We start from the raw sequence: 23,817 nt of genomic DNA, 5'->3' as shown, positions 1-23,817 counted from the left end.
GATGACCGTGATTTACCAGACCACCATCACCCGTATCGGCGAGAGCGCACCGGACGCGCTCTGCGACAGGATGCTGATTACCTTTCGTGAAGGCGCGCCGGCGGATATCGAAGCGTTTTGCTTTATCCACTGCCACGGCGAGCTGAACGGCACGCTGCAACCCGGCGCACAGTTTCAGCTGGGTGAGCATCGCTATCCGGTGACTGCTGTGGGCAGCGTGGCCGAGCAGAATCTGCGTGAACTGGGGCATATCACCCTGCGCTTCGACGGGCTGAACGAGGCGGAATTTCCCGGCACCGTACACGTTGCGGGGCCAGTACCGGACGACATCGCGCCGGGCTGTATTTTGAAGTTTGTGGCTTAAAGGTTTAAGGAGAGAAAAATGAATCAGGTTGCCGTTGTCATTGGTGGAGGCCAGACCCTGGGGGCCTTCCTCTGCCGTGGGCTTGCAGAGGTTGGTTATCGCGTCGCCGTTGTCGATATTCAGAGTGATAAAGCTGCAAATGTGGCGCAGGAGATTAACGCCGCGTTTGGCGAAGGCATGGCGTACGGTTTTGGCGCCGATGCCACCAGCGAGCAGAGCGTTCTGGCGCTCTCTCGCGGAGTCGATGAAATTTTTGGCCGGGTTGATCTGCTGGTCTACAGCGCGGGCATCGCCAAAGCGGCGTTTATCAGCGATTTTCAACTCGGCGATTTCGACCGCTCGCTACAGGTGAATCTGGTGGGGTATTTCCTCTGCGCTCGCGAATTCTCCCGCCTGATGATCCGCGACGGCATTCAGGGACGCATTATCCAGATCAACTCCAAGTCCGGGAAAGTGGGCAGTAAACACAACTCCGGCTATAGCGCGGCGAAGTTCGGCGGCGTGGGCTTAACCCAGTCGCTGGCGCTGGATCTGGCAGAATACGGCATTACCGTGCATTCGCTGATGCTTGGCAACCTGCTGAAATCACCAATGTTCCAGTCGCTGCTGCCGCAATACGCCGCCAAGCTTGGCATCAAGCCGGACGAAGTGGAGCAGTATTACATTGACAAAGTTCCGTTAAAACGCGGCTGCGATTATCAGGACGTACTGGACATGCTGCTGTTTTACGCCAGCGCGAAGGCGTCGTACTGCACCGGACAGTCCATCAATGTGACCGGCGGTCAGGTGATGTTTTAAGAGGTATGATTGCCCGGTGGCGCTGCGCTTACCGGGCCTACGAATATTATGTAGGCCGGATAAGGCGCAGCCGCCATCCGGCAAAATCAAAGGAGCGCATTATGGTTTCCGCACTGATCACCGTCGCCGTTATCGCCTGGTGTGCGCAACTGGCGCTGGGCGGCTGGCAAATCTCCCGCTTTAACCGGGCGTTTGACAAACTTTGCCAACGAGGGCGAGTGGGCGTCGGGCGCTCCGGCGGACGCTTTAAACCGCGAGTGGTGGTCGCCATCGCTCTGGATGACCAGCAGCGCGTTACGGATACCTTATTCATGAAAGGTCTCACCGTCTTTGCCCGACCGGTTAAAATTCCCGCAATACAGGGCAAACATCTTGATGAATTACAGCCTGATGTGATCTTTCCCCATGATTCGCTCTCACAGAATGCACTATCATTAGCGCTTAAACTGAAACATGGGTAATTTCGTTGTGAATGCTAATTGCTTGCGAAATTATCATTTCACAACTTATACATCAGTCAGGGTAATTACGCCTATGAAACCACGTCAGCGTCAGGCTGCTATTCTGGAGCATCTGCAAAAGCAGGGAAAATGCTCGGTTGAGGAGTTGGCCCAGTACTTTGACACCACGGGCACCACCATTCGCAAAGACCTGGTCATTCTGGAAAATGCCGGAACCGTTATTCGCACGTATGGCGGCGTGGTGTTGAATAAAGATGAATCCGACCCGCCTATCGATCACAAAACGCTGATCAACACCCATAAAAAGGCGTTGATCGCACAAGCGGCCGTCCAGTTTATCCACGATGGCGACTCCATCATCCTTGATGCCGGAAGCACCGTGTTGCAGATGGTGCCGATGCTTACCCGCTTTAGCAATATCACCGTCATGACCAACAGCCTGCACATTGTTAACGCCCTTTCGGAGCTGGACAACGAGCAGACCATCCTGATGCCCGGCGGCACATTCCGCAAAAAATCTGCGTCATTTCACGGTCAGCTGGCAGAAAACGCCTTTGAGCAGTTCAGTTTTGATAAACTGTTCATGGGCACCGACGGCATCGATCTCAATGCCGGAGTGACCACCTTTAATGAGGTCTATACCGTCAGCAAAGCGATGTGCAATGCCGCACGCGAAGTGATTCTGATGGCGGACTCCTCAAAATTTGGGCGTAAAAGCCCCAACGTTGTGTGCAGTCTGGAAAGCGTCGACAAACTGGTTACCGACGCGGGTATCGACCCCGCGTTTCGTCAGGCGCTGGAAGCAAAAGGGATTGAAGTGATCATAACCGGAGAAACCAATGAGTGATGCATTACTGAACGCGGGTCGCCAGACATTACTGCTGGAGTTACAGGAAGCAAGCCGTCTGCCGGAACGCCTGGGCGATGATTTTGTCCGTGCCGCCAATACTATCCTCCACTGCGAAGGCAAAGTGATTGTCTCCGGTATTGGCAAGTCAGGCCATATCGGCAAAAAAATCGCCGCGACTCTCGCCAGTACAGGTACGCCCGCGTTCTTTGTCCACCCGGCAGAAGCGTTACATGGCGATCTCGGCATGATCGAAAGCCGGGACGTGATGCTGTTCATCTCCTATTCCGGCGGTGCGAAAGAGCTGGATCTCATTATTCCGCGCCTGGAAGATAAATCGATAACCCTGCTGGCAATGACCGGAAAGCCAACCTCCCCGCTGGGTCTGGCGGCAAAGGCTGTGCTGGATATCTCCGTTGAGCGTGAAGCCTGCCCGATGCACCTGGCGCCAACCTCCAGCACCGTCAACACCCTGATGATGGGCGACGCGCTGGCTATGGCGGTGATGCAGGCGCGCGGTTTCAATGAAGAGGATTTCGCCCGTTCACACCCTGCCGGGGCGCTGGGCGCGCGTCTGCTCAACAAAGTCCATCACCTGATGCGCCGTGACGATGCGGTGCCGCAGGTTCAGCTCACCACCAGCGTGATGGACGCCATGCTGGAGCTGAGCCGTACCGGATTAGGTCTGGTTGCGGTATGCGACGCGCAGCGCGTTGTGAAAGGCGTCTTTACCGACGGCGACCTGCGCCGCTGGCTGGTTGGCGGCGGCACGCTGGCTACGCCGGTCAGCGAAGCGATGACCCACAACGGCATTACGTTGCAGGAGCAGAGCCGCGCCATCGATGCCAAAGAACTTCTGATGAAGCGCAAGATCACCGCCGCGCCGGTGGTGGATGAAAACGGTAAACTCACCGGCGCAATCAACCTGCAAGACTTCTACCAGGCAGGCATCATCTAACTTTTCAGCCCCAGACGCTTCGCCAGCCGATGCAGGTTGGCGACGTCTGTCTCCAGCGCCCGCGCGCAGGCGGCCCAGTTGTGGTTATTTTGCGCTAACGCACGGCGAATCATCTCCCGCTGGAAAGCCTCGGTAGCGTCGCGCAAATTGTGATTTGCCGGTAGCGTCGGCGTACTGTCGTCAGGCAGAGCGGGAGAAACCTCCTCCTGTAAGGCAAAATGCTGCGCTTCCAGCACCACCTCATCCCCCGCCCGGGTCGCTCTTGCCAGAACCACCGCACGGTGGATCGCATGTTCCAGCTCGCGAACGTTCCCCGGCCAGCCATAGCTCAGCAGGTGGCTACGCGCCCCCGGGCTCAGCACCACGCGGGAAAGCCCCAGCCGCAGGCGGCACTGTTCGCAAAAATACCCGGCCAGCAAGACCACATCCTCACCACGCTCACGCAGCGGCGGCACGGAGAGCGGGAACACGCTCAAACGGTGGAACAGGTCGGCGCGAAAACGCCCGGCCAGCACCTCTTCGCGTAAGTCGCGGTTAGTCGCCGCCAGCACGCGTACGTCGACGCGCAGGCTGCGATCGTCCCCGACGCGTTGAATATCGCCATACTGCAAAACGCGCAGCAGTTTCGCCTGCAACGCCAGCGACAGCTCGCCGATCTCATCAAGAAACAGCGTGCCGTTATCGGCCATTTCGAACTTACCGCTACGGTTGCTGATTGCCCCGGTAAACGCCCCTTTGACGTGGCCGAAAAGCTCGCTCTCCGCCACGCTTTCCGGCAGCGCGGCGCAGTTCAGATACACCAGCGGGTTCACCGCCCGTGGCGAGCCTTCATGAATCGCTTTCGCCACCAGCTCTTTCCCAGTTCCCGTTTCGCCGCTGATCAGCACGTTGAGATCCGACCCCGCCACAATCTCAATCTCTTTTTTCAACTGCATCATATTTGGCGACAGGCCGATCATCTGCGTTTCTTTCACCTGTTCGAAAGAGGCGGAAGACCCCGGCAACATATTCTGGCTTTCTAATTGCTCAATAAGCAGCGCATTGCTCAGCGCCCCCGCCGCCAGCGCTGCGATGAGCCGCAGTTCTTCATCGCTGAAAACATCAAACTGATCGGGTTCCATGCCGTCAAGCGTGAGTGCGCCAATCAGGGTTTGCCCGGCGAACAGCGGCAGCCCGATACAGGCGTGTACCTTCAGGCTCTCCTGATCCGGGATCAGCCCGTCATACGGGTCCGGCAGGTCGCTGTCGGCCGGAAAACGCACCACATCCCCGGCACGGGCAATGGCTTCCAGTCGCGGATGCCCTTCCAGAGTGAAGCGCCTGCCCAGTACATCCTGCGCCAGACCGTCGATCGCCAGCGGAATAAACTGCCGCCCCTCATAGCGCAGCAGCGCCGACGCATCGCACTCCAGCACCTGACGCAGCGTGGTGATCAGGCGCTGAAAGCGGTCCTGATGCCCGATACCACTTTGTAATTCAATGGCGATGCCCGCCAGGACATCAACTGAAAAGCTCATGGCTACCTCATTGTCATTTTGACAATCAATGGTGTCATATTGACAATCATTTGAATAGTCTTTTTGACTACCATTTTATGAGTATAAATTATTTAATCATTTAAAATCAATTAGTTAAAAAGTTGGCACACATCCTGCTATTAGCAATACATCTTTCTTAAAAAAACTGTATTTACTGAGGTTGCTATGTCTATTCTGGTTAAAAATAACATTCATTGGGTTGGCCAACGTGACTGGGAAGTTCGTGATTTTCACGGGACTGAATATAAAACGCTGCGCGGCAGCAGCTACAACAGCTATCTCATCCGTGAAGAAAAAAATGTTCTGATCGATACCGTAGACCATAAATTCAGCCGCGAATTCGTGCAAAACCTGCGTAGCGAAATCGACCTGGCCGACATTGATTACATCATTATTAACCACGCGGAAGAAGACCACGCGGGCGCGCTGACCGAACTGATGGCGCAAATCCCGGATACGCCGATTTACTGCACCGCAAACGCCATTGACTCCATTACCGGTCACCACCATCACCCGGAATGGAACTTTAACGTCGTAAAAACAGGCGACACGCTGGATATCGGCAACGGCAAGCAGCTGATTTTTGTTGAAACCCCGATGCTGCACTGGCCGGACAGCATGATGACCTACATGACGGGCGACGCGGTACTGTTCAGTAACGACGCCTTCGGTCAGCACTACTGTGACGAACGTCTGTTCAACGATGAAGTCGATCAGACCGAGCTGTTCGAGCAGTGCCAGCGTTACTACGCCAACATCCTGACGCCGTTCAGCCGTCTGGTCACGCCAAAAATCACCGAAATCCTCGGCTTCAACCTGCCGGTAGATATGATTGCCACCTCTCACGGCGTGGTATGGCGCGACAACCCAACCCAGATCGTTGAACTGTATCTGAAATGGGCGGCAGATTATCAGGAAGATCGCATCACCATTTTCTACGACACCATGTCCAACAACACCCGCATGATGGCCGACGCGATTGCGCAAGGCATCAACGAAGTTGACCCGAACGTGGCGGTGAAAATCTTTAACGTCGCACGCAGCGATAAAAACGAAATTCTGACCAACGTGTTCCGTTCCAAAGGCGTGCTGGTCGGTACTTCTACGATGAACAACGTGATGATGCCGAAAATCGCCGGTCTCGTTGAAGAGATGACTGGCCTGCGCTTTCGTAACAAACGCGCCAGCGCTTTCGGTTCCCACGGCTGGAGCGGCGGCGCGGTAGACCGTCTGTCCACCCGTCTGCAAGATGCCGGCTTCGAGATGTCACTGAGTCTGAAAGCGAAATGGCGTCCTGATATTGATGCCCTGGAACTTTGCCGCCAGCACGGCCGCGATATTGCCCGTCAGTGGGCGCTCGCTCCGTTGCCGGAAACAAATGTGAAAGCGACAACCCTGGAAGAAGAGTGCGCCTGTGCCGCCGCCGCTGCGGCTGACCTCGGCCCAAGCATGCAGTGCAGCGTGTGCCAGTGGATTTACGACCCTGCAAAAGGTGAACCGTTGCAGGATGTCGCGCCGGGTACGCCGTGGAGCGACGTACCGGATAACTTCCTGTGCCCGGAATGTTCATTAGGTAAAGACGTCTTTGATGTGTTGGCAACGGAGGCAAAATGAGCCGGGGAATTGTCATTATTGGTTCGGGCTTCGCCGCCCGCCAGTTAGTCAAAAACATCCGTAAACAGGACGCGACCGTAGCGCTGACCCTGATTGCCGCTGACAGTATGGACGAGTACAACAAACCCGACCTCAGTCACGTCATCAGCCAGGCGCAGCGCGCCGACGACCTCACCCGCCAGTCGGCGGGGGAGTTTGCCGAACAGTTTAATCTGCGTCTGTTCCCACACACCTGGATTACGGACATTGATGCCGACGCCCATGTGGTAAAAAGCCAGGACAAGCAATGGCAGTTCGACAAACTGGTACTGGCGACAGGGGCATCAGCCTTTGTTCCGCCGGTTGCCGGACGTGAGTTAATGCTCACACTGAACAGCCAGCAGGAGTATCGCGCCTGCGAAACGCAACTGCGTGACGCGCAGCGCGTACTGATTGTCGGCGGCGGTCTGATTGGTAGCGAACTGGCAATGGATTTCTGCCGTGCGGGTAAAGCCGTCACGCTGATTGACAATGCCGCCAGCATTCTGGCCTCGCTGATGCCGCCGGAAGTGAGCAGCCGCTTGCAGCATCGTCTGACCGATATGGGCGTACATCTGCTGCTGAAATCGCAGTTGCAGGGTCTGGAGAAAACCGCTACCGGTATTCGCGCCACGCTGGATCGCGATCGTCAGGTAGAGGTGGATGCGGTCATCGCCGCGACCGGCCTACGCCCGGAAACCGCGCTGGCGCGCCGTGCCGGGTTGACCATCAACCGTGGCGTCTGCGTTGACAGCTATCTGCAAACCAGCCACCCGGATATTTATGCGCTGGGAGACTGCGCGGAAATTAACGGTCAGGTTCTGCCTTTCCTGCAACCGATTCAGTTAAGCGCCATGTATCTGGCGAAAAATCTGCTCGGCGGGAACGCGCCGCTGAAGCTGCCCGCCATGCTGGTGAAAATCAAAACGCCGGAATTGCCGTTACATCTTGCAGGCGAAACCCAGCGTCACGACCTGAACTGGCACATTGCGGCGGAGTCCGAAGGGATGGTCGCCCGAGGCATAAATACCGAAGGTCAGCTTTGCGCCTTTGTGGTGAGCGAAGACCGCATGAAGGAGGCCTTTGCGCTGCTGAAAACGCTGCCCGCGTAAGTTCATTGTGCCGGATGGCGGCTGACCTGCAAATCATGACGCCGTAGGCCTGATAAGCGCAGCGCCATCAGGCAATGTTCGAACATCTTTGCCGGATGGCGGCGTAAACGCCTGATCCGGCCTACGGGAAGCGCCTGTTTGTACGTCGCCATCCGGCGATACTGCCACTGATTTATTAACCTCACGCACACGGAAGTGCGCTGCTGCTTGTCGGTATGCCCCGACACGTTTCGCCCCGCCAGTCCCGGGGCTTTTTTTTATTTTTGCGCAAGCTCGCGCGCTGCGGCGATCGCTCCCTGCCCTAACGACACTCCCCCATCCCCGGCCGGTAAACGCTGCGGAAACAGTAAGGTAAAATCAGCAAGACAGAACGCCAGACGCCTGCACAGCAAGCGGTTATGCAGCACGCCACCGCCGAATACCAGCGTGGTGATCCCGCGTGCGGTCGCTTCCTGGCGCAGCAGCGCGGCGAACCCATGCGCCAGCGCGTCGTGAAAGGCCCAGGCGCGCTCCTCGGGAGCAGCCTGCCAGTTCAGCCACTGCCGCCAGAACGTGGCTAAATCCAGCTGGTTGTTTTTAACCGGCATCGTCACCGGATGTTCAACGCGATTGCATCGCGAAGCCAGCGCCTCCAGCGCACAGGCCGCTTCCCCTTCATAACTGAGCGTGTCAGGCGCACAGCCTGATGCGGCGGCGACGGCATCGAACAGGCGTCCGCACGACGACGCCAGCGGGGCGTTGATTCCGCGCTCAATGGCCCGCGCCAGCACGTTCCACTGTTGTCGTTGCAGCGCAGCCGTTTCTGGATAGTCCCGCCAGTCAGGAACAAAGCGCAGACACTGCGCCAGCAGGTTGCGCCAGGGCTGCTTCGCGGCGAGATCGCCGCCCGCCAGCGCGACGGCGGGCAGGCCGCCAAGATGCTCGCATTCACGGTAATTAACGCGTAAACACTCTCCGCCCCACAGCGCGCCGCCCTCTCCCATACCAATGCCGTCGAGCGTCAGGGCAATCACATCGCCGCCGTTCAACGGCCAGCCGTGCTCGACCATGCATGCCGCCGCATGCGCATGGTGGTGCAATACCGTTTCGGTCGGAAGCGTCATCTCGCTGGCCCACTGGCTGGAGACGTAACCCGGATGCGCGTCGCAGACAACGCGTTGCGGCGTAAAATCGTAAATGTTCTGAATCAAACGCAGCGCGTCACGCCACTGCGTCTGAATGCCGTCATCGCTGAGATCCCCCAGATGCTGGCTTACCACCGCCTGCTCGCCGCGCACCAGGCAGAAGGTATTTTTCCGATCGGCGCCCAGACAGAGCATCGGCGGCACATCGCGAAATCCCGGCGGCAGCGCGATCGCATCCGGCACATAGCCCCGCGAACGGCGTAGCATTTCGCCGCTGTCACGCACGACCGAGTCATCCATTCGCTGCACGATATCGCGGTTGTGCAACAGAAAACCGTCGGCGATCGCCTTCAGGTCGTCCAGCGCCTGTTGGTTAGTGATGGCTGGCGGTTTACCGCTAAGGTTGCCGGAGGTCATCACCAGCGGACAATTCAGCGCCTGTAAAAGCAGATGCTGGAGCGGATTCGCGGGCAGCATTACCCCCACTTCCGCCAGCCCCGGCGCGATCCCCTCGCACAGCGACGCGACATGCTGTTTATCCACCAGCACGATGGGGGCGGCCGGCGTAGTCAGCAGTCGGCGCGCCGCATCCGGCAAGCCTTCCGCATCCGGCAACATCACCGCCAGCGGTTTCGCAGGGCGGCGTTTACGCGCCCGCAGCATCGCCACCGCCTCATCGTTTTGCGCATCGCAGGCCAGATGAAAGCCGCCAATACCTTTGATGGCGACAATGCCCCCCGCTTTTAACATCGCGACGGCAGCCTGTAGCGCAGCGTCTTTTTCCGCCCGCGCGCTGCCAGAGCGCCACGCCAGATGCGGGCCGCAGGCCGGGCAGGCAACAGGTTGGGCGTGGAAACGGCGGTCGTATGGATCGCGGTATTCCGTCGCACACTTCCTGCACAACGGAAACGATGCCATCACGGTAAACGGACGGTCGTAAGGCATCGCACGAATGATCGTAAAACGCGGGCCGCAGTGGGTGCAGTTGATAAAAGGGTAACGGTAGCGCCGCTCGCCGGGCGTATTCATTTCGGCGAGACAGGCCGGGCATGTGGCCGCATCAGGCACAATTTGCGTATTCATCGTTCCGCCCGCGCTCTGGCGAATGGAGAAATCGGCAGGCAGTTGAGACCAGGCAAACGGCTCGCTCTCGACGCTGTCAATACGGGCCAGCGGCGGGCAATGTTGATGTAACTGCACAATAAACTCCGCCGGATCTTCCTGTAAGCGCACAACCACACCGTCACCGTCGTTACACACGTCGCCATGCAGTTGTAACCGCTGCGCCAGTTGCCAGACGTAGGGGCGAAATCCGACGCCCTGTACCTTGCCACGAATACGCAGCTGTACGCCGGAGTGGTTGTTTATTGTCATGAAGTCGTTCCCGCAGTCATCTATCCCGGTTTGCCTGATGGCGCTACGCTTATCAGGCCTACGGGGATACGAACAGTAGACCGGATAAGGCAAGACCGCCATCCGGCATGAATACCACCGTATTTTACGCGGTTTTTCAGGAATCAGAAAAGCAAAGACGCGGAGGAGTCCAGCGCCGCACGGCGACGTTTTTCCGCGCTCAGTTGTTCAAGTTTGTTGCGATCGACGCAAATCAGCGCGTGGGTCGGACAGGCTTCCATACAGGCAGGGCCGGCCTCACGGTGGTGGCAAAGGTCGCATTTGTTGGCCTCCGCTTTTTCCGCCCGGACATTCAGGCCCGCGCCGCTGTTGCGAATCACCGGACGCACAACCACTTCCATCGCGCCGTATGGGCAAGCGACCACGCAGGTTTTACAGCCAATGCAACGCTCCTGCATCACATGTACGAAACCTTTATCACGGCTGATGGCGCCGTTCGGGCAGACGTTGGCGCACGGCGCGTCTTCACACTGGCGGCACAGCGTCGCCGTGGAGACATTTACACCTTTGATCACATGGATGCGGGGTAAGAAAGTTTCAGGGGTCAGCGACGCGCAGTCCTGGTTTTCCTGATGAGACACCACACAGGCCACTTCACAGGTACGGCAACCAATGCATTTATTGGCGTCGGCAATGATGAAACGGTTCATCAAATTCTCCAGCAATGACAGATTATGTGCCGAAACATTCATAAATCGTGCCAGTTTTTAACTGATTGTTATTGCTTGATATTTGATGATGACGTTGTGACCAGGCACTGTCATCGTCACGAATGACGATGACAAATGACAATGTAAAGCGGGATCAGCGGACAGGCAGCGGCGCTGCCGAATCGCGCAGGATCAGCGCACCGGTAAAGGTTTTTGGCGGCGTAAATTCACCGCCGTCCAGCATGAAGATAAGACGTCCAATCGTCTCCTGAATCATCTCCGTGACCGGAATTTTAACGCTGGAAAGCGCCGGGATGGTATAGGGCGCCATCGCGATGTCGTCGAATCCGATGACCGAGGTCTGCGCAGGCACGCTCATGCCACGCTCGTGTAACTGTTTGATGGCGCCAATCGCCATATCGTCATTACTGGCTACCAGCGCGGTAAAATTCACCTTGCGCGCCAGAAGCGTATCCACCCCTTCAGCACCGCTGGCGGGCGTCCACTTTCCGTTGACAATCAATTCGTTATTGATAGCGATGCCGTGTCGCGTCAATGCGTCTTTATACCCTGAGAGACGCTCCACGCCGGTAGGGGAATCCATCGAGCCGGTGATAAACGCAATCTCGCGATGCCCCCCGGCGATCAACTGTTCCACCGCGTTAAAACTGGTCTGCTTCTGGTCGCAATAAACGCAGTGGCTGCTGTTTCTTCGCAGCCGACGGTTAAGCACCATAATGGGCTGGGCGTGTGAGTCGATAATGTCGTCAATCTCATCCACACTAAGAAAACGGGGATAAATCATAATGGCGTCGCAGCGCAGATCGAGCAGATACTGAATCGCCTGACGCTCTTCTTCCGCGCTGTGTTTGCCGTCCGCGAGCAGAAGCTGACGCCCCTTATCCTCTGCCATCCGCGCCGTATGAAACAGCAGCTCGCTAAAATAAACGCCGTGGTAAAGGGTGTTCGTCACCACCAGACCGAGGGTCTGCGTTTTCTTCGCCGCCAGACTGCGCGCTAACAAATTGGGTCGATAGCCGCTCTCTTCAATGGCCTGAAACACGCGGTCTTTGGTCTCCTGGCTGACGTAGCCGTTACCTGAAAGCACCCGGGAAACCGTCGCTTTCGACACCCCGGCGCGCTTCGCCACCTCCAGCATCGTCGTCATATTACTCATCCATTAGCACTCAATGACACGCAGTGTACTTCACCGTACCGTTGTTGTCCTTGATGGTAAATCACCGCCCAAAACAACAAGTGATCCTTCTCACAATTATAAAAAATGATCGAATTGTGATCTTGTATCACTCAGTGAAACTATTCATGATTTTGTGGAACCGGTTTCCTATTTTGCGTTTCATTGCCCACGTTTTTTTAGCGAAAAGGCGTAAGACGATAAAACTACCCTATTGATAAAACAGGATAAAATCCGATGTCTAAGAATTATGCGGCACTGGCGCGCTCCGTGGTGACGGCGCTGGGCGGTGTGGATAACATCACCGCCGTGACACACTGCATGACGCGTCTGCGTTTCGTTCTCAAAGATGACGCGCAGGTCGACAGCGCGACGTTGAAAACCCTCAGCGGCGTTCTCGGCGTGGTTCGCAGCGACAACCAGTGTCAGGTAATTATCGGCAACACCGTTTCACAGGCGTATCGCGAAGTCGTCAGTCTGCTGCCGACTGATATGCAGCCCGCAGCGCCCGTCGGCAAACCTAAACTCACCTTTAAACGCATCGGCGCGGGAATACTTGACGCGCTGATCGGCACCATGTCCCCGCTGATCCCGGCGATTATCGGCGGATCGATGCTGAAACTGCTGGCCATGATCCTCGAAATGACGGGGCTGCTGGAAAAAGGCGCCTCCACGCTGACCATCCTGACGGTGATTGGCGACGGCGCGTTCTTCTTCCTGCCGCTGATGGTGGCGGCGTCAGCGGCAATCAAGTTCAAAACGAACATGTCGCTGGCGATTGCCATCGCAGGCGTGCTGGTTCACCCGAGTTTTATCGACCTGATGGCGAAAGCCGCCGAAGGTGAACACGTTGAATTTGCCCTGATCCCGGTGACGGCGGTGAAATACACCTACACGGTGATCCCGGCGCTGGTGATGACGTGGTGTCTTTCATACATCGAACGCTGGGTGGATCGCATTACCCCGGCCGTCACGAAAAACTTCCTGAAACCAATGCTGATCGTCCTGATCGCCGCCCCGCTCGCCATTGTTTTAATCGGCCCAATCGGGATCTGGATCGGTAGCGCCATCTCCGCGCTGGTTTACACCATTCACGGCTATCTGGGCTGGCTTTCCGTCGCCATCATGGGCGCGCTGTGGCCGCTGCTGGTCATGACCGGGATGCACCGCGTCTTTACCCCAACCATCATCCAGACCATTGCTGAAACCGGCAAAGAAGGCATGGTCATGCCGTCTGAAATTGGCGCTAACCTGTCGCTGGGCGGTTCCTCTCTGGCCGTCGCATGGAAAACCAAAAACCCGGAACTGCGCCAGACAGCGCTTGCCGCCGCTGCTTCCGCAATTATGGCGGGGATCTCCGAACCAGCGCTGTACGGCGTGGCGGTACGTCTGAAGCGTCCGCTGATTGCGAGCCTGATCAGCGGCTTTATCTGCGGCGCGGTGGCAGGTATGGCGGGGCTTGCCAGCCACTCGATGGCGGCGCCGGGCCTGTTCACCAGCGTCCAGTTCTTCGACCCGGCGAACCCGATGACCATCGCCTGGGTGTTTGGCGTGATGGCGCTGGCCGTGGTGCTCTCTTTTGTTCTGACGCTGATCCTCGGCTTTGAAGATATCCCCGTGGAAGACGCAGCCGCGCAGGCAAGAAAAAACCAGGCCGCGCAACCGACTACTGCAAAAGAAGCCAGCATCTGACTGGCGCATATTGAGGATGACTATGTCTGTATTTCCGCAAGGATTTTTATGGGGCGGCGCACTGGCCGCCAACCAGTCTGAAGGGGCATACCGGGAAGGCGGCAAAGGGCTGAGCACCGTCGATATGATCCCGCACGGCGAGCACCGGATGCCGGTCAAACTGGGGCTGGAGAAACGCTTTCAACTGCGGGATGACGAATTTTATCCTAGCCATGACGCGATTGATTTTTACCATCGCTATAAAGACGATATCGCCCTGATGGCGGAGATGGGCTTTACAGTGTTTCGCACCTCGATCGCCTGGAGCCGTCTCTACCCTGACGGCGATGAGCTGACGCCGAACGAAGAAGGCATCGCGTTTTATCGCGCGGTGTTTGAAGAGTGTAAAAAGCACGGTATTGAGCCGCTGGTCACGCTGTGCCACTTCGATGTGCCGATGCACCTGGTGACGGAGTACGGCTCCTGGCGCAATCGCAAAATGGTGGAGTTCTTTACCCGCTATGCGCGAACCTGCTTTGAAGCCTTTGACGGTCTGGTGAAATACTGGCTGACGTTCAACGAAATCAACATCATGCTGCACAGCCCATTCTCCGGCGCGGGCCTGGTGTTTGAGGAAGGTGAAAATCAGGATCAGGTGAAGTATCAGGCCGCGCATCACGAGCTGATTGCCAGCGCGCTGGCGACCCAAATCGCCCATGAGGTCAACCCGCAAAACCAGGTCGGCTGTATGCTGGCGGGGGGCAATTTTTATCCGTACTCCTGTAAACCGCAGGACGTCTGGACCGCGCTGGAGAAAGACCGCGAAAACTTGTTCTTTATTGATGTGCAGGCGCGCGGCGCTTACCCGACCTATTCCGCCCGCGTTTTTCGCGAGAAAGGCGTGGTGATTGAAAAAGCCCCGGAAGACGACGCTATCCTGAAGAACACCGTCGATTTCGTCTCGTTTAGCTACTACGCGTCACGCTGCGCTTCAGCGGAGATGAACGCTAATAACACCAACGCCGCCAACGTGGTGAAATCGCTGCGCAATCCGCACCTTGACGTCAGCGAATGGGGCTGGGGGATTGACCCGCTTGGTCTGCGCATCACTATGAATATGATGTATGACCGCTACCAGAAGCCGCTATTTCTGGTGGAAAACGGCCTCGGCGCGAAAGATGAGCCGGACGCGAAAGGTGAGATCCATGATGATTACCGCATCCGCTATCTGCGTGAGCATATTCGGGCGATGGCCGACGCCATTGAAGACGGCGTGCCGCTGATGGGTTACACCACCTGGGGCTGCATCGATCTGGTGTCCGCCTCGACAGGCGAAATGAGCAAACGCTACGGATTTGTGTATGTCGACCGTGACGACGCTGGCAACGGCACGCTGGCGCGTACCCGCAAAAAATCATTCTGGTGGTACAAGAAAGTGATTGCGAGTAACGGGGAAGATCTGGCGTAGCCCGTTTTGCCGGGTGGCGGCTTCGCCTTACCCGGCCTACAAAACCGTAGGCCCGGTAAGCGTAGCGCCACCGGGCACCCGCTCAGAGCGGAGAAAATCCCCCGTCGCCAGCCCACTCTGCAAGCCTTGAATAAACCACTTCCACCGCGTCTTTAATCGCTTGCGTCATCGGATAATAAAAGCCAACGATATCCGGCTGGATGCCGAGGAAAATCACGTCACCAACGTCCTCTTTCAGCTGATCCACCAGGTAATTCAACGGCATATTGTGGGTGGTCATCATAAACATTTCGGCGATGTCATCCGGGTCGATGATGCGGATCTCGCCTGGATTCAGCCCCATGTCGGTCGCATCGACAATCAGCAGACGATCCGGGCGCAGTTCGCGGATCGCGACAATATCGTTCTCCGGCGCGCTGCCGCCGTCAATAACAACCCAGTTGCCTTTAGGCTGCGCGGCGCACATCTCGGCCAGCAGTGGCCCGGCGCCGTCATCGCCCATCATACTGTTGCCGACGCACAATAAAACGTCAGTCACGGTGTCTCCTCACCATCAGATAGATGGCGCTTTCCTGATGAATATCGTGGAGCATACTCAGCATCAGCTTGCTCCACGCCTGCTGTTGTGGGTTTTGCGCAGCGAGCGCGCTGTCGAAAGCGCGCGCCAGCATTTGCACATGGTTAAAATCGATGACGATCTCGCCGTACTTCGGCACGCCTTCCATTTTACGTCTGGCCTCGCTTCCCTCTTCCAGAGTCGCAATCCACGCCAGATAGTCCTCCCACGGGCAGGTTAACGCCGCTTCCAGGCAGTCGATGACCCCAAGGTGGTGGCCAATCGCCAGGCTGTAATAGACAACCTGCTGCGCCTCGGCGGGCGTCGCATCGTTCTCATCAATAAACTTACGGCTCAATTGACTGAACACCACCGTTTCACTCATCGGATACGCGCCTCTTCAACCACATGATTCAGGTGAGTGACGATCTCGGTCAGACGCGGATCGTTTTCCGCTTCCAGCCAGCGCGCCACCTGATGTTCACCCTGCCCCAGTTGGGTCAGGTAATCATCGGCGATCTGACGGCCATAGCGATAACCCGCCAGACGACGCGCCGCGCGATCCACCTTCACGCGCAGCGGCTGCACCATATCGGGATGCGGAATCTCTGCCGCCTGCTCGTCCAGTTCACCCGGCGCGCGGGCGTGAATTTTCTGTTCCAGCAAACCCAGCGCCATCGCGAAACCGTACAACGTTGCCGCAGGCGTCGGCGGGCAGCCCGGAATGTAGACATCCACCGGTACGATTTTGTCGGTGCCGCCCCAGACGCAGTACAGGTCGTGGAAGATACCGCCGCTGTTGCCGCAGGCGCCGTAAGAGATACAGATTTTTGGGTCCGGCGCGGACTGCCAGGCGCGCAGCGCCGGAGAACGCATCGCGCGCGTCACCGCCCCGGTGAACAGCAGAATATCCGCATGACGCGGCGACGGGACGACTTTGATGCCAAAACGTTCGGCGTCAAACAGCGGAGAAAGGGTGGCAAAAATTTCGATTTCGCAGCCGTTGCAGCCACCGCAGTCCACGCGGTAGACATACGCCGAACGCTTAATGTTTTTCAGCAAAGACGCCTTCATGCTGGCGATGGATTCATCCACCGTCATCGGCAGCGGAATGCCGTTGGCGTCGCGTGGGCCTAATAAATTGCTCATCAGCTGGCCTCTTTCATATGGCGAGTCAGTTCAATACGGTCGGACGGCACCAGGCATTTCTGACGCTTGCAGTCCGGGCAGGTCTCAAAGCTTTCACGGTGATGCTCCGCGCGGCTGTCGCCATTGTGTTTCAGCAGCGCGATGGCGTAATCAATCTCTTTCTGCACCGCGAAAGGACGGTTGCACACGCGGCAATTGCACAGCGTAAAGCGGGACTGTTGCAGAAAGTCCGCTTTCTTCCACACCGCCAGCTCATACTCCTGCGAGAGTTTAATCGCCGCCGTCGGGCACACTTCTTCACAGCGGGCGCAAAAGATGCAGCGCCCGAGGTTGAACTGCCAGGCCAGCTCGCCGGTAACAAGGCAGGTTTCAACCGTCAGCGCATTCGACGGGCAGGCATTGACGCAGGCTGCGCAGCCAATGCACTGCTGCGGGTTATGCTCCGGTTTGCCACGGAAGTTTTTATCGACCGCAATCGGCTCCAGCGGATACGACGACGTCGGCGCGCCGGTTTTGATAACTTTTTTGATAAAGGTAAACATGGCGATTCCTTATTTCAGCGGCGAGTTTTTACGCTCAATGCTGTAGCGCTCAAGTTCTTTGTACGGCACGACTTTGCTCTTCTTCTTACGCACATCCACCACGGTCATGCGGTCGGTACAGGAGTAGCAAGGGTCGAGGCTACCGATGATCAGAGGCGCGTCGGAGACCGTGTTACCGCGCAGCATATAGCGCAGGGTCGGCCAGTTGGCGTAGGTCGCCGCACGGCAGCGCCAGCGGTACAGCTTCTGGTTGTCGCCGGTCATGCTCCAGTGGATGTCATCCCCGCGCGGCGCTTCGGCAAAGCCCAGCGCAAAACGGTGTGGAATATAGGTAAAGCCTTCCACCATCAGCGGGCCGCCCGGCAGGTTGTCCAGGCCGAAATCGATCATGTTCAGCGCGGTGTACACTTCGTTGATGCGCACTTTCAGACGGGAGATGACGTCACAGCCCTGCTCGCTATGCACTTCCATCGGCAGCAGGCCGTAACCGACAAACGGGTGATCGGCGCGGGTATCGCGGGCGTGACCGCTGGCGCGCACCATCGGCCCTACGTTACTGAAGTCGCGGGCGATTTCCGGGTCGAGGCGCCCAATGCCGACGGTGCGCTGCTCCATGTTCGGCGTGCTGAGCAGCATATCCACCAGTTCCTGCACCTCGCGGCGCATCTGCTGCGCCAGTTGACGGGTCTGGATCATGTCCTCTTTCAGCAGATCGCGACGAATCCCGCCGATCAGGTTCAGACCGTAGGTTTTACGCGCCCCGGTAAGGATCTCCGCCATCTTCATCGACGTTTCACGCACGCGGAAGAACTGCATAAAGCCGGAGTCAAAACCGGTAAAGTGGCAGGCCAGGCCGAGGTTCAGCAGGTGCGAATGCAGACGCTCCACCTCCAGCAGAATGGCACGGATCATCTGCGCGCGTTCCGGCACCACGATGCCCATCGCATTCTCGACGGAGGTGGTATAGGCGGTGCTGTGAGCAAAGCCGCAAATGCCGCACACGCGGTCCGACAGGAAGGTGACTTCGTTGTAACCCATGCGGGTTTCCGCCAGTTTCTCCATGCCGCGATGGACGTAGAACAGGCGGTAATCGGCGTCGATAATGTTTTCGCCGTCAACAAACAGGCGGAAGTGACCCGGTTCATCAGAGGTGACGTGCAGCGGGCCGATCGGCACCACGTTGTTTTTCTTGTCACCCAGCTCGTTGATAAATTCGTAGGTTTCAGCATCGGTGGTCGGCGCCGGGCGTTGACGGTAATCCATGCTGTCTTTACGCAGCGGATAGAGTTCATCCGGCCAGTCATCCGGCAGCACCAGGCGGCGTTCGTCAGGCAGGCCGACCGGGATCAGGCCATACATGTCGCGCACTTCGCGTTCGCCCCACACCGCAGCCGGCACGCGCGGCGTCACGGACGGAAACTCCAGTTTGTTGGCATCGACTTCAACGCGCACGGTTATCCAGCACTTCGTCCCCTGCTCCATCGACAACACGTAGTAAACGGCATAGTGGCCGCACAGCTGGCGTTCGTCGTTGCCAAACAGTACCGAGAGCCATCCGCCCTGTTTGTAGTAGAGAAACTCCACCACTTCCGGCAGGTAGTTCACCTTCACGGTGAGGGTCAGCTGATCTTTGGTCTGCCAGGCTTCGTCCAGCACCACGCCCGGAAAAGCCTGGTGCAGCGCCGCAAGGTATTGTTGACCTAATTTTTCTTCAGACATGCTCAAACTCTCTTAAATCACGCCACCAGCAAGGAGACGAATGCTAAAAACGCAAACCCAAAACCGGCCCAGGTCACGCGTGAAGTGGCGCAAAAACGCAGGCGCGCCATGCTGTTTTCGAACAGGGCAATCACCAGTACGCCAGCGATCAGCTTGACGATGGCAATCACCAGCGCCAGCAGCAGCCCACCCGCGCTGAAGGTTTCCATCTGTCCCCACGGCAGGAATACGCCGACAAACATTTGCAGCACCACCAGCTGTTTCAGGCTGATGCCCCACTTCAGCACCGCGAAGCCGCTGCCGCTGTATTCGGTCAGCGGGCCTTCCTGCAACTCCTGCTCCGCTTCCGCCAGATCGAAAGGCAGTTTGCCCATCTCGATAAAGGTGGCGAACGCGCAGGCGCACAGCGCCAGCATCAGCGGAATGCTGCGCGCTGCCGGCCAGTGGTAAATCGTGTCGGTGATATTGCTGATGTGCGTGGAACCGGCCACCTGCGCCGCCACCCACAGGCCGAGCAGCAGGATTGGCTCCACCAGTACGCCGAGCATCGCTTCGCGGCTTGCGCCGATCGCGGTAAACGGACTCCCGGTATCCAGACCGGCAATAGAAAAGAAGAAGCGGGCGATCGCAAAGAGGTAGATCAGGGTGATCAGATCGCCCAACTGCGGCAACGGTGAACCAACCGTCACCACCGGCAGCGCGGTCGCGATAGTCAGCATGACGCCGACCATCACAAACGGCGTCAGGCGAAAGACCCAGCCGGAATCGGCAGGCGCAACGCTCTGGCGCCCCAACAGCTTGATCAGGTCACGATACTCCTGCAAAACGCCCGGCCCGCGACGGTTGTGCAACCGGGCACGCGCCACGCGGGTAATACCGGACAGCAGCGGCGCTGCGGCGAATAACACCAGCGCCTGAATTAACGGATATAACACACTCATTCTCAGGCTCCTCGTGAAACCACAATCACCACCAGCACCGCCAGCTCAATCAGCGCCAGGCGGCGGAACAGAACCGGTGCCGCCGCATTCTGCCAGCCCGGAACCAGCGATACCGGGTTAAGCCATTTACGCAACTTGAGTACCGGGGCAAAGGCCTCTTTCACCGGCATGGCGAAACCGTGGGCGGTAATCACCATCGACTGCTCGTGGTCGTAGCCACAGACCCAGGCCGCGCCGCGTGAACGTGACGGCAGACGGTTGCCTTTGAAAATCGCCATGATGATGAACGGCAGCAGCGGACAGGCGATCAGCAGCAGCGTAATCATCGGCTGAGAAACGGTGGTGTTCGCCGTCTCCAGCGGCAGAGGCACGGCAGCGGAGATCAGCGGCAGCAGCCACGGCGCGGCAACGCCGCCCAGCACGCAGCAAATGGCCAGCGCGACGACGCTCACCCCCATCAGGATTGGCGCGCAGCAGGCGTTTTCCGCCTCTTTGGTACGCGGTGCGCCAAGGAACGTAACGCCATAGACTTTCGCCATACACATCACCGCCAGCGCACCGGTAATCGCCAGCCCAACGGCCAGCAGCGGCCCTAACAGACGGCCAATGAACGCGCCGCTGTTGCCCAGCTTGAAGAAGGACTGATAGATAACCCACTCACCGGCAAACCCGTTCAGCGGCGGCAGCGCGGCCATCGCCATCAGGCCAATCAACATCGCGACAGAAATCACCGGCATACGCTTGCCGATGCCGCCCAGTTTTTCAATGTCGCGGTGCCCGGTACGAAACCAAATGCTGCCCGCGCCCAAAAACAGCACGCTTTTGAACAGGCTATGGTTGACCAGATGATAGAGACCACCGGTCAGGCCGAGCGCAATCAGCGCCGGTTGATTAAGGGCAATACCGGTGACGCCCGCGCCCAGACCGAGCAGGATAATGCCGATGTTTTCCAGAGTGTGGTACGCCAGCAGACGCTGAATGTTATGTTCCATCAGCGCATACAGACCGCCGACAAACGCGGTGATCATGCCGAGCACCAGCAGCAGAACGCCCCACCACAGCGGCGCATTGCCGCCAATCAGCGATAAAGAGAGAATGCCCAGCAGACCCATTTTCATCACCACGGTAGAGAACAGGGCCGCCGCCGGCGCGCTGGCGTTGGCATGCGCCTGCGGCACCCAACCGTGCAGCGGGATAATCCCGGCCAGCAGACCAAAACCGACTACGCCGAGCAGCCAGATGTCAGAACCGAGCGGCAGCGCCTGGGCGCGCAGATCGAGCAGACGCAGCTCCAGCGTGCCGTAACGCTGCCACACCAGCCAGCAGGCGACAGCCAGCAGCAGCGTACCGATACGCCCCAGCGCAAACCACAGTTTGCCCTCTTTGCTGCAACCGGTAAGAAACACCGCGCACAGCGCCATGATTTCCGCCATCACCACCAGCGTGCCGAGATTGCTGGCGACGACCGCGCAAACTGCCGCCGCCATCAGCAGGTTTACCAGCAGCCCGTTGGCTAACACCTGTGGGTGACGATGCCAGTCGATGTTGTACAGGCTGACGAACAGCCCGCACAGCCCCAGCGTAATCAGCCAGATGGCGTTCAGCGGGGTGATTTGTAAACCATGACCGATCAACGGCATCACGCCGCTGACCGCTGTCGCATTCACCAGGACGGAAAAACCCGCCGCCGCGGTATACAGACTGCCGACCGCGCCGCCGACACCGGCGACCCAGCCGCTCAGCGCTTTATGAAAGGAAAACAGAAATGCCAGTACGGCCGCCGCCGCGAACCAGGCCACACCGCTATTGATCAGTGAAATTGCGTTCATTTTGCCTCCCCACTTTGCGCCTGCTGAAACAAGGTGAGATCGCCAAAATCGGTGTTGAAGGTCAGCTCACGTTTGCGCTTGCTGGCGCGGGCGATATCCATGTTATTCACCAGGTGTAACGCGTTGGTCGGACACATCCGCACACAGGCCGGGCCTTGTTCGTCGAAGCTGCACAGATCGCATTTGACCGCGATGGCGCGCACGCCCGGCACCCAGTCCAGCAGCGTACTGACGCGTGCCGGCGCGGGAGGCGCCGGCGGGGCTTTCGGTGAATTGGCATTCGCCGGAATATGCAGCGGACGGCTGCCGGAAAATTCAATCGCGCCGAACGGGCAGGCAATGCCACACAGCTTGCAGCTTACGCACAGGCTTTCATTCAACTGTACGGCGCCGTCTACCCGATTGATGGCGTTTACCGGGCACACCACGGCACAGGGCGCATCTTCACAGTGGTGACACAACTGCGGCGCGGATTCTTTTTCATTGAGCATCACTTTCAGCCGCGGCATTGATTGCAGGCCGTGCTGGCGATGCGTCTCTGAACAGGCTGCTTCACAGGTGTGGCAGCCAATACAGAGCGTGGAGTCAGCAATTACAAAACGATTCACCAGGCATTCCTCAGGTGATAGTCATTTTTGACGAAAACATGTCTGAAAAATGTCATTTTCGACACTTATCGACATTCCCATCCCCTCAAACATTCATATGCAGCGTGAAGCGCACGCCGCGAGTAACAACGGGCAGCGCCTCGTGCTTATGCCGCCGGGCTATTTCCCTTTACCAGTTGACGTAAATTCACCGGGCGATTGTTTTCCACGGCGGTGTACAGGCTGTCGTAAACGCTGGCGATTTTTTCGAGATAGTGCTCCAGCACCTGCTCGCGATCGCGGTTACTGACCTTCTCATCAACGAGGCCGTCAATGGTCAATTGCGCTTGTGCAATCAACTGCTTATCTTCACCGTCTTTGGTTTCGACGTAATACTCGATGGTGTGGCTGTTAAAACCGTCCGCCAGGGTGACGTAAATCGTGAAGTGCTCGAAAAGCACAAAGCACAGATCTTTGTCCGGCGCACAGCTCATGGCGTGATGCAGACGCGCTTTTGATAAGGTGATCCCCTGAACCAGTGAGTTGCAGTAGATTCGCCACTGGTCCAGCAGGCGATGATGCCGCTGCGCGATGTAATCAGCCTTTTCGCTTATTTCCCAAATAGTCATGTCAGGTTACCCGGTTAGCAGAGATAGCCAGCCTTAAGCATTTTCCATGCCAGTTTTTAAACCTTTATTTTTCATGATGATACAAAAACAGCTATCACGTTCGACGCTGTGACGACATGTCATTTCGTCATCGTCGTCATTGTCACAAGCAAGGGAAAAATAACTGGCATATTTATTGCTTATTCAGGGCAATGAATTCGGGAGGCGATATGCACGAAATAACTCTCTGCCAACGGGCACTGGAATTAATTGAACAACAGGCCGCAGCGCACGGTGCAAAACGGGTAACTGGGGTCTGGCTCAAAATTGGCGCATTTTCTTGCGTAGAAACCAGCGCTCTCGCCTTTTGTTTTGATCTGGTATGCCGTGGCACCCTGGCGGAAGGTTGTAAACTCCACCTCGAAGAACAAGAAGCCGAATGCTGGTGCGAGTCTTGTCAGCAGTACGTCACGTTACTGACGCAGCGCGTGCGCCGTTGTCCGCAATGCCAGAGCGACACGCTACGCATTGTGGCCGATGACGGATTGCAGATTCGCCGAATTGAAATAGACAGTAATCCAACGCCGGATAGCGACGCCTGAGCGTCTTATCCGGCCGACAGGAATGGCCTGAGTTGTAGGCTGCATAAAGCAAA

At 57.5% G+C, this 23,817-nt stretch carries 24 protein-coding genes; 10 read left to right on the top strand and 14 right to left on the bottom strand.

Features of this window, described 5'->3' with window-relative positions; translation table 11 throughout:
- Window position 1 precedes the first annotated feature (1 nt).
- The 5 genes from srlB (at window position 2) to gutQ (ending at window position 3,428) form a co-directional block, all read left to right on the top strand.
- Window positions 2-364, top strand: coding sequence for a PTS glucitol/sorbitol transporter subunit IIA (srlB, locus tag OGV79_RS11705; RefSeq protein WP_012134814.1), 363 nt, complete (start codon window positions 2-4; stop codon window positions 362-364).
- 18 nt (window positions 365-382) lie between these two features.
- Window positions 383-1,162 (top strand): sorbitol-6-phosphate dehydrogenase, encoded by a 780-nt coding sequence (gene srlD / locus OGV79_RS11700; RefSeq protein ID WP_012134815.1) that lies wholly within the window; start codon window positions 383-385, stop codon window positions 1,160-1,162.
- Between the two features lie 101 nt (window positions 1,163-1,263).
- Window positions 1,264-1,623: a transcriptional regulator GutM gene (gutM, locus tag OGV79_RS11695; protein WP_012134816.1), complete on the top strand. Its 360-nt coding sequence runs from the start codon at window positions 1,264-1,266 to the stop codon at window positions 1,621-1,623.
- A gap of 73 nt (window positions 1,624-1,696) precedes the next feature.
- A complete protein-coding gene (gene srlR / locus OGV79_RS11690) occupies window positions 1,697-2,470 on the top strand; it encodes a glucitol operon DNA-binding transcriptional repressor SrlR (RefSeq protein WP_012134817.1) in 774 nt (257 codons plus the stop codon).
- Window positions 2,463-3,428 carry an arabinose-5-phosphate isomerase GutQ gene (gutQ, locus tag OGV79_RS11685; RefSeq protein WP_012134818.1) on the top strand — a complete coding sequence of 322 codons (966 nt, stop codon included), beginning with the start codon at window positions 2,463-2,465 and terminating at the stop codon, window positions 3,426-3,428. Before srlR ends, gutQ begins: the two co-directional genes overlap by 8 nt.
- Here gutQ and norR read toward each other — a convergent pair.
- Window positions 3,425-4,945 carry a nitric oxide reductase transcriptional regulator NorR gene (norR, locus tag OGV79_RS11680; RefSeq protein WP_012134819.1) on the bottom strand — a complete coding sequence of 507 codons (1,521 nt, stop codon included), beginning with the start codon at window positions 4,943-4,945 and terminating at the stop codon, window positions 3,425-3,427. The two genes, gutQ and norR, sit on opposite strands and share 4 nt — an antisense overlap.
- A 186-nt stretch (window positions 4,946-5,131) precedes the next feature.
- On the opposite strand from norR, the gene norV reads away from it, so the two are divergent.
- Both norV and norW read left to right on the top strand, forming a co-directional pair.
- The gene (gene norV, locus OGV79_RS11675) at window positions 5,132-6,580 is read left to right on the top strand and encodes an anaerobic nitric oxide reductase flavorubredoxin (protein ID WP_286468436.1); all 1,449 of its coding nucleotides are present in this window, start codon (window positions 5,132-5,134) and stop codon (window positions 6,578-6,580) included.
- Window positions 6,577-7,710, top strand: coding sequence for an NADH:flavorubredoxin reductase NorW (norW, locus tag OGV79_RS11670; RefSeq protein ID WP_200026905.1), 1,134 nt, complete (start codon window positions 6,577-6,579; stop codon window positions 7,708-7,710). Before norV ends, norW begins: the two co-directional genes overlap by 4 nt.
- Window positions 7,711-7,712: 2 nt before the next feature.
- Here the strand turns inward: norW and OGV79_RS11665 are convergent, their stop codons facing one another.
- The 4 genes from OGV79_RS11665 to OGV79_RS11650 form a co-directional block, all read right to left on the bottom strand.
- A complete protein-coding gene (locus tag OGV79_RS11665; protein WP_123907432.1) occupies window positions 7,713-7,937 on the bottom strand; it encodes a hypothetical protein in 225 nt (74 codons plus the stop codon).
- 30 nt (window positions 7,938-7,967) lie between these two features.
- Window positions 7,968-10,208 (bottom strand): carbamoyltransferase HypF, encoded by a 2,241-nt coding sequence (hypF, locus tag OGV79_RS11660; RefSeq protein WP_286468435.1) that lies wholly within the window; start codon window positions 10,206-10,208, stop codon window positions 7,968-7,970.
- A 143-nt stretch (window positions 10,209-10,351) separates the two neighbouring features.
- The gene (gene hydN / locus OGV79_RS11655; protein WP_024130889.1) at window positions 10,352-10,897 is read right to left on the bottom strand and encodes an electron transport protein HydN; all 546 of its coding nucleotides are present in this window, start codon (window positions 10,895-10,897) and stop codon (window positions 10,352-10,354) included.
- 154 nt (window positions 10,898-11,051) lie between these two features.
- Window positions 11,052-12,065, bottom strand: coding sequence for a LacI family DNA-binding transcriptional regulator (locus tag OGV79_RS11650; RefSeq protein ID WP_200024146.1), 1,014 nt, complete (start codon window positions 12,063-12,065; stop codon window positions 11,052-11,054).
- Between the two features lie 264 nt (window positions 12,066-12,329).
- On the opposite strand from OGV79_RS11650, the gene ascF reads away from it, so the two are divergent.
- Together ascF and OGV79_RS11640 are read left to right on the top strand one after the other, a co-directional pair.
- Complete coding sequence (ascF, locus tag OGV79_RS11645) at window positions 12,330-13,784, top strand: PTS cellobiose/arbutin/salicin transporter subunit IIBC (RefSeq protein WP_071257935.1); 1,455 nt, start codon at window positions 12,330-12,332, stop codon at window positions 13,782-13,784.
- 22 nt (window positions 13,785-13,806) lie between these two features.
- Window positions 13,807-15,231 carry a 6-phospho-beta-glucosidase gene (locus OGV79_RS11640; RefSeq protein WP_286458422.1) on the top strand — a complete coding sequence of 475 codons (1,425 nt, stop codon included), beginning with the start codon at window positions 13,807-13,809 and terminating at the stop codon, window positions 15,229-15,231.
- Between the two features lie 82 nt (window positions 15,232-15,313).
- Here OGV79_RS11640 and hycI read toward each other — a convergent pair whose 3' ends face one another.
- The 9 genes from hycI to hycA all read right to left on the bottom strand — a co-directional run bounded on the left by hycI (window position 15,314) and on the right by hycA (window position 23,183).
- Entirely contained in the window at window positions 15,314-15,769 is a 456-nt protein-coding gene (gene hycI, locus OGV79_RS11635) for a hydrogenase maturation peptidase HycI (RefSeq protein WP_275165511.1), read from the bottom strand.
- The gene (locus OGV79_RS11630) at window positions 15,762-16,172 is read right to left on the bottom strand and encodes a formate hydrogenlyase maturation HycH family protein (RefSeq protein ID WP_012134829.1); all 411 of its coding nucleotides are present in this window, start codon (window positions 16,170-16,172) and stop codon (window positions 15,762-15,764) included. Before OGV79_RS11630 ends, hycI begins: the two co-directional genes overlap by 8 nt.
- Window positions 16,169-16,936, bottom strand: a complete 768-nt coding sequence (gene hycG / locus OGV79_RS11625; protein ID WP_286468430.1) for a formate hydrogenlyase subunit HycG — start codon at window positions 16,934-16,936, stop codon at window positions 16,169-16,171. The genes OGV79_RS11630 and hycG overlap by 4 nt, the downstream gene beginning before the upstream one ends.
- Complete coding sequence (locus OGV79_RS11620; RefSeq protein ID WP_012134831.1) at window positions 16,936-17,478, bottom strand: formate hydrogenlyase complex iron-sulfur subunit; 543 nt, start codon at window positions 17,476-17,478, stop codon at window positions 16,936-16,938. The genes hycG and OGV79_RS11620 overlap by 1 nt, the downstream gene beginning before the upstream one ends.
- 9 nt (window positions 17,479-17,487) lie before the next feature.
- On the bottom strand, window positions 17,488-19,197 hold the full coding sequence (gene hycE, locus OGV79_RS11615; RefSeq protein WP_012134832.1) for a formate hydrogenlyase subunit HycE: 1,710 nt from the start codon (window positions 19,195-19,197) through the stop codon (window positions 17,488-17,490).
- A 17-nt stretch (window positions 19,198-19,214) separates the two neighbouring features.
- Window positions 19,215-20,138 carry a respiratory chain complex I subunit 1 family protein gene (locus tag OGV79_RS11610; RefSeq protein WP_012134833.1) on the bottom strand — a complete coding sequence of 308 codons (924 nt, stop codon included), beginning with the start codon at window positions 20,136-20,138 and terminating at the stop codon, window positions 19,215-19,217.
- A gap of 2 nt (window positions 20,139-20,140) precedes the next feature.
- A complete protein-coding gene (gene hycC, locus OGV79_RS11605; protein ID WP_286468423.1) occupies window positions 20,141-21,967 on the bottom strand; it encodes a formate hydrogenlyase subunit 3 in 1,827 nt (608 codons plus the stop codon).
- Window positions 21,964-22,575: a formate hydrogenlyase subunit HycB gene (gene hycB / locus OGV79_RS11600; protein WP_047461668.1), complete on the bottom strand. Its 612-nt coding sequence runs from the start codon at window positions 22,573-22,575 to the stop codon at window positions 21,964-21,966. The genes hycC and hycB overlap by 4 nt, the downstream gene beginning before the upstream one ends.
- 146 nt (window positions 22,576-22,721) lie before the next feature.
- The gene (gene hycA / locus OGV79_RS11595) at window positions 22,722-23,183 is read right to left on the bottom strand and encodes a formate hydrogenlyase regulator HycA (protein ID WP_012134837.1); all 462 of its coding nucleotides are present in this window, start codon (window positions 23,181-23,183) and stop codon (window positions 22,722-22,724) included.
- Between the two features lie 209 nt (window positions 23,184-23,392).
- Between hycA and hypA the strand changes: the two genes are divergently transcribed.
- On the top strand, window positions 23,393-23,764 hold the full coding sequence (gene hypA, locus OGV79_RS11590) for a hydrogenase maturation nickel metallochaperone HypA (RefSeq protein ID WP_024130894.1): 372 nt from the start codon (window positions 23,393-23,395) through the stop codon (window positions 23,762-23,764).
- The last annotated feature ends 53 nt before the right edge of the window (window positions 23,765-23,817 follow it).

Source organism: Citrobacter sp. CK185, from assembly GCF_030333565.1.
In the GTDB taxonomy this organism is placed as follows: Bacteria; Pseudomonadota; Gammaproteobacteria; order Enterobacterales; family Enterobacteriaceae; genus Citrobacter_B; species Citrobacter_B koseri.
The sequence above is the reverse complement of the archived record's forward strand: the minus strand, read 5'-3'. Positions and strand labels throughout refer to the sequence as shown.

Bases quoted from the DNA above. Each gene is read 5' to 3' on its own strand.
- srlB (WP_012134814.1), top strand. From the start codon at position 2: ATGACCGTGATTTACCAGACCACCATCACCCGTATCGGCGAGAGCGCA.
- srlD (WP_012134815.1), top strand. From the start codon at position 383: ATGAATCAGGTTGCCGTTGTCATTGGTGGAGGCCAGACCCTGGGGGCC.
- gutM (WP_012134816.1), top strand. From the start codon at position 1,264: ATGGTTTCCGCACTGATCACCGTCGCCGTTATCGCCTGGTGTGCGCAA.
- srlR (WP_012134817.1), top strand. From the start codon at position 1,697: ATGAAACCACGTCAGCGTCAGGCTGCTATTCTGGAGCATCTGCAAAAG.
- gutQ (WP_012134818.1), top strand. From the start codon at position 2,463: ATGAGTGATGCATTACTGAACGCGGGTCGCCAGACATTACTGCTGGAG.
- norR (WP_012134819.1), bottom strand. From the start codon at position 4,945: ATGAGCTTTTCAGTTGATGTCCTGGCGGGCATCGCCATTGAATTACAA.
- norV (WP_286468436.1), top strand. From the start codon at position 5,132: ATGTCTATTCTGGTTAAAAATAACATTCATTGGGTTGGCCAACGTGAC.
- norW (WP_200026905.1), top strand. From the start codon at position 6,577: ATGAGCCGGGGAATTGTCATTATTGGTTCGGGCTTCGCCGCCCGCCAG.
- hypF (WP_286468435.1), bottom strand. From the start codon at position 10,208: ATGACAATAAACAACCACTCCGGCGTACAGCTGCGTATTCGTGGCAAG.
- hydN (WP_024130889.1), bottom strand. From the start codon at position 10,897: ATGAACCGTTTCATCATTGCCGACGCCAATAAATGCATTGGTTGCCGT.
- OGV79_RS11650 (WP_200024146.1), bottom strand. From the start codon at position 12,065: ATGACGACGATGCTGGAGGTGGCGAAGCGCGCCGGGGTGTCGAAAGCG.
- ascF (WP_071257935.1), top strand. From the start codon at position 12,330: ATGTCTAAGAATTATGCGGCACTGGCGCGCTCCGTGGTGACGGCGCTG.
- OGV79_RS11640 (WP_286458422.1), top strand. From the start codon at position 13,807: ATGTCTGTATTTCCGCAAGGATTTTTATGGGGCGGCGCACTGGCCGCC.
- OGV79_RS11630 (WP_012134829.1), bottom strand. From the start codon at position 16,172: ATGAGTGAAACGGTGGTGTTCAGTCAATTGAGCCGTAAGTTTATTGAT.
- hycG (WP_286468430.1), bottom strand. From the start codon at position 16,936: ATGAGCAATTTATTAGGCCCACGCGACGCCAACGGCATTCCGCTGCCG.
- OGV79_RS11620 (WP_012134831.1), bottom strand. From the start codon at position 17,478: ATGTTTACCTTTATCAAAAAAGTTATCAAAACCGGCGCGCCGACGTCG.
- hycE (WP_012134832.1), bottom strand. From the start codon at position 19,197: ATGTCTGAAGAAAAATTAGGTCAACAATACCTTGCGGCGCTGCACCAG.
- OGV79_RS11610 (WP_012134833.1), bottom strand. From the start codon at position 20,138: ATGAGTGTGTTATATCCGTTAATTCAGGCGCTGGTGTTATTCGCCGCA.
- hycC (WP_286468423.1), bottom strand. From the start codon at position 21,967: ATGAACGCAATTTCACTGATCAATAGCGGTGTGGCCTGGTTCGCGGCG.
- hycA (WP_012134837.1), bottom strand. From the start codon at position 23,183: ATGACTATTTGGGAAATAAGCGAAAAGGCTGATTACATCGCGCAGCGG.
- hypA (WP_024130894.1), top strand. From the start codon at position 23,393: ATGCACGAAATAACTCTCTGCCAACGGGCACTGGAATTAATTGAACAA.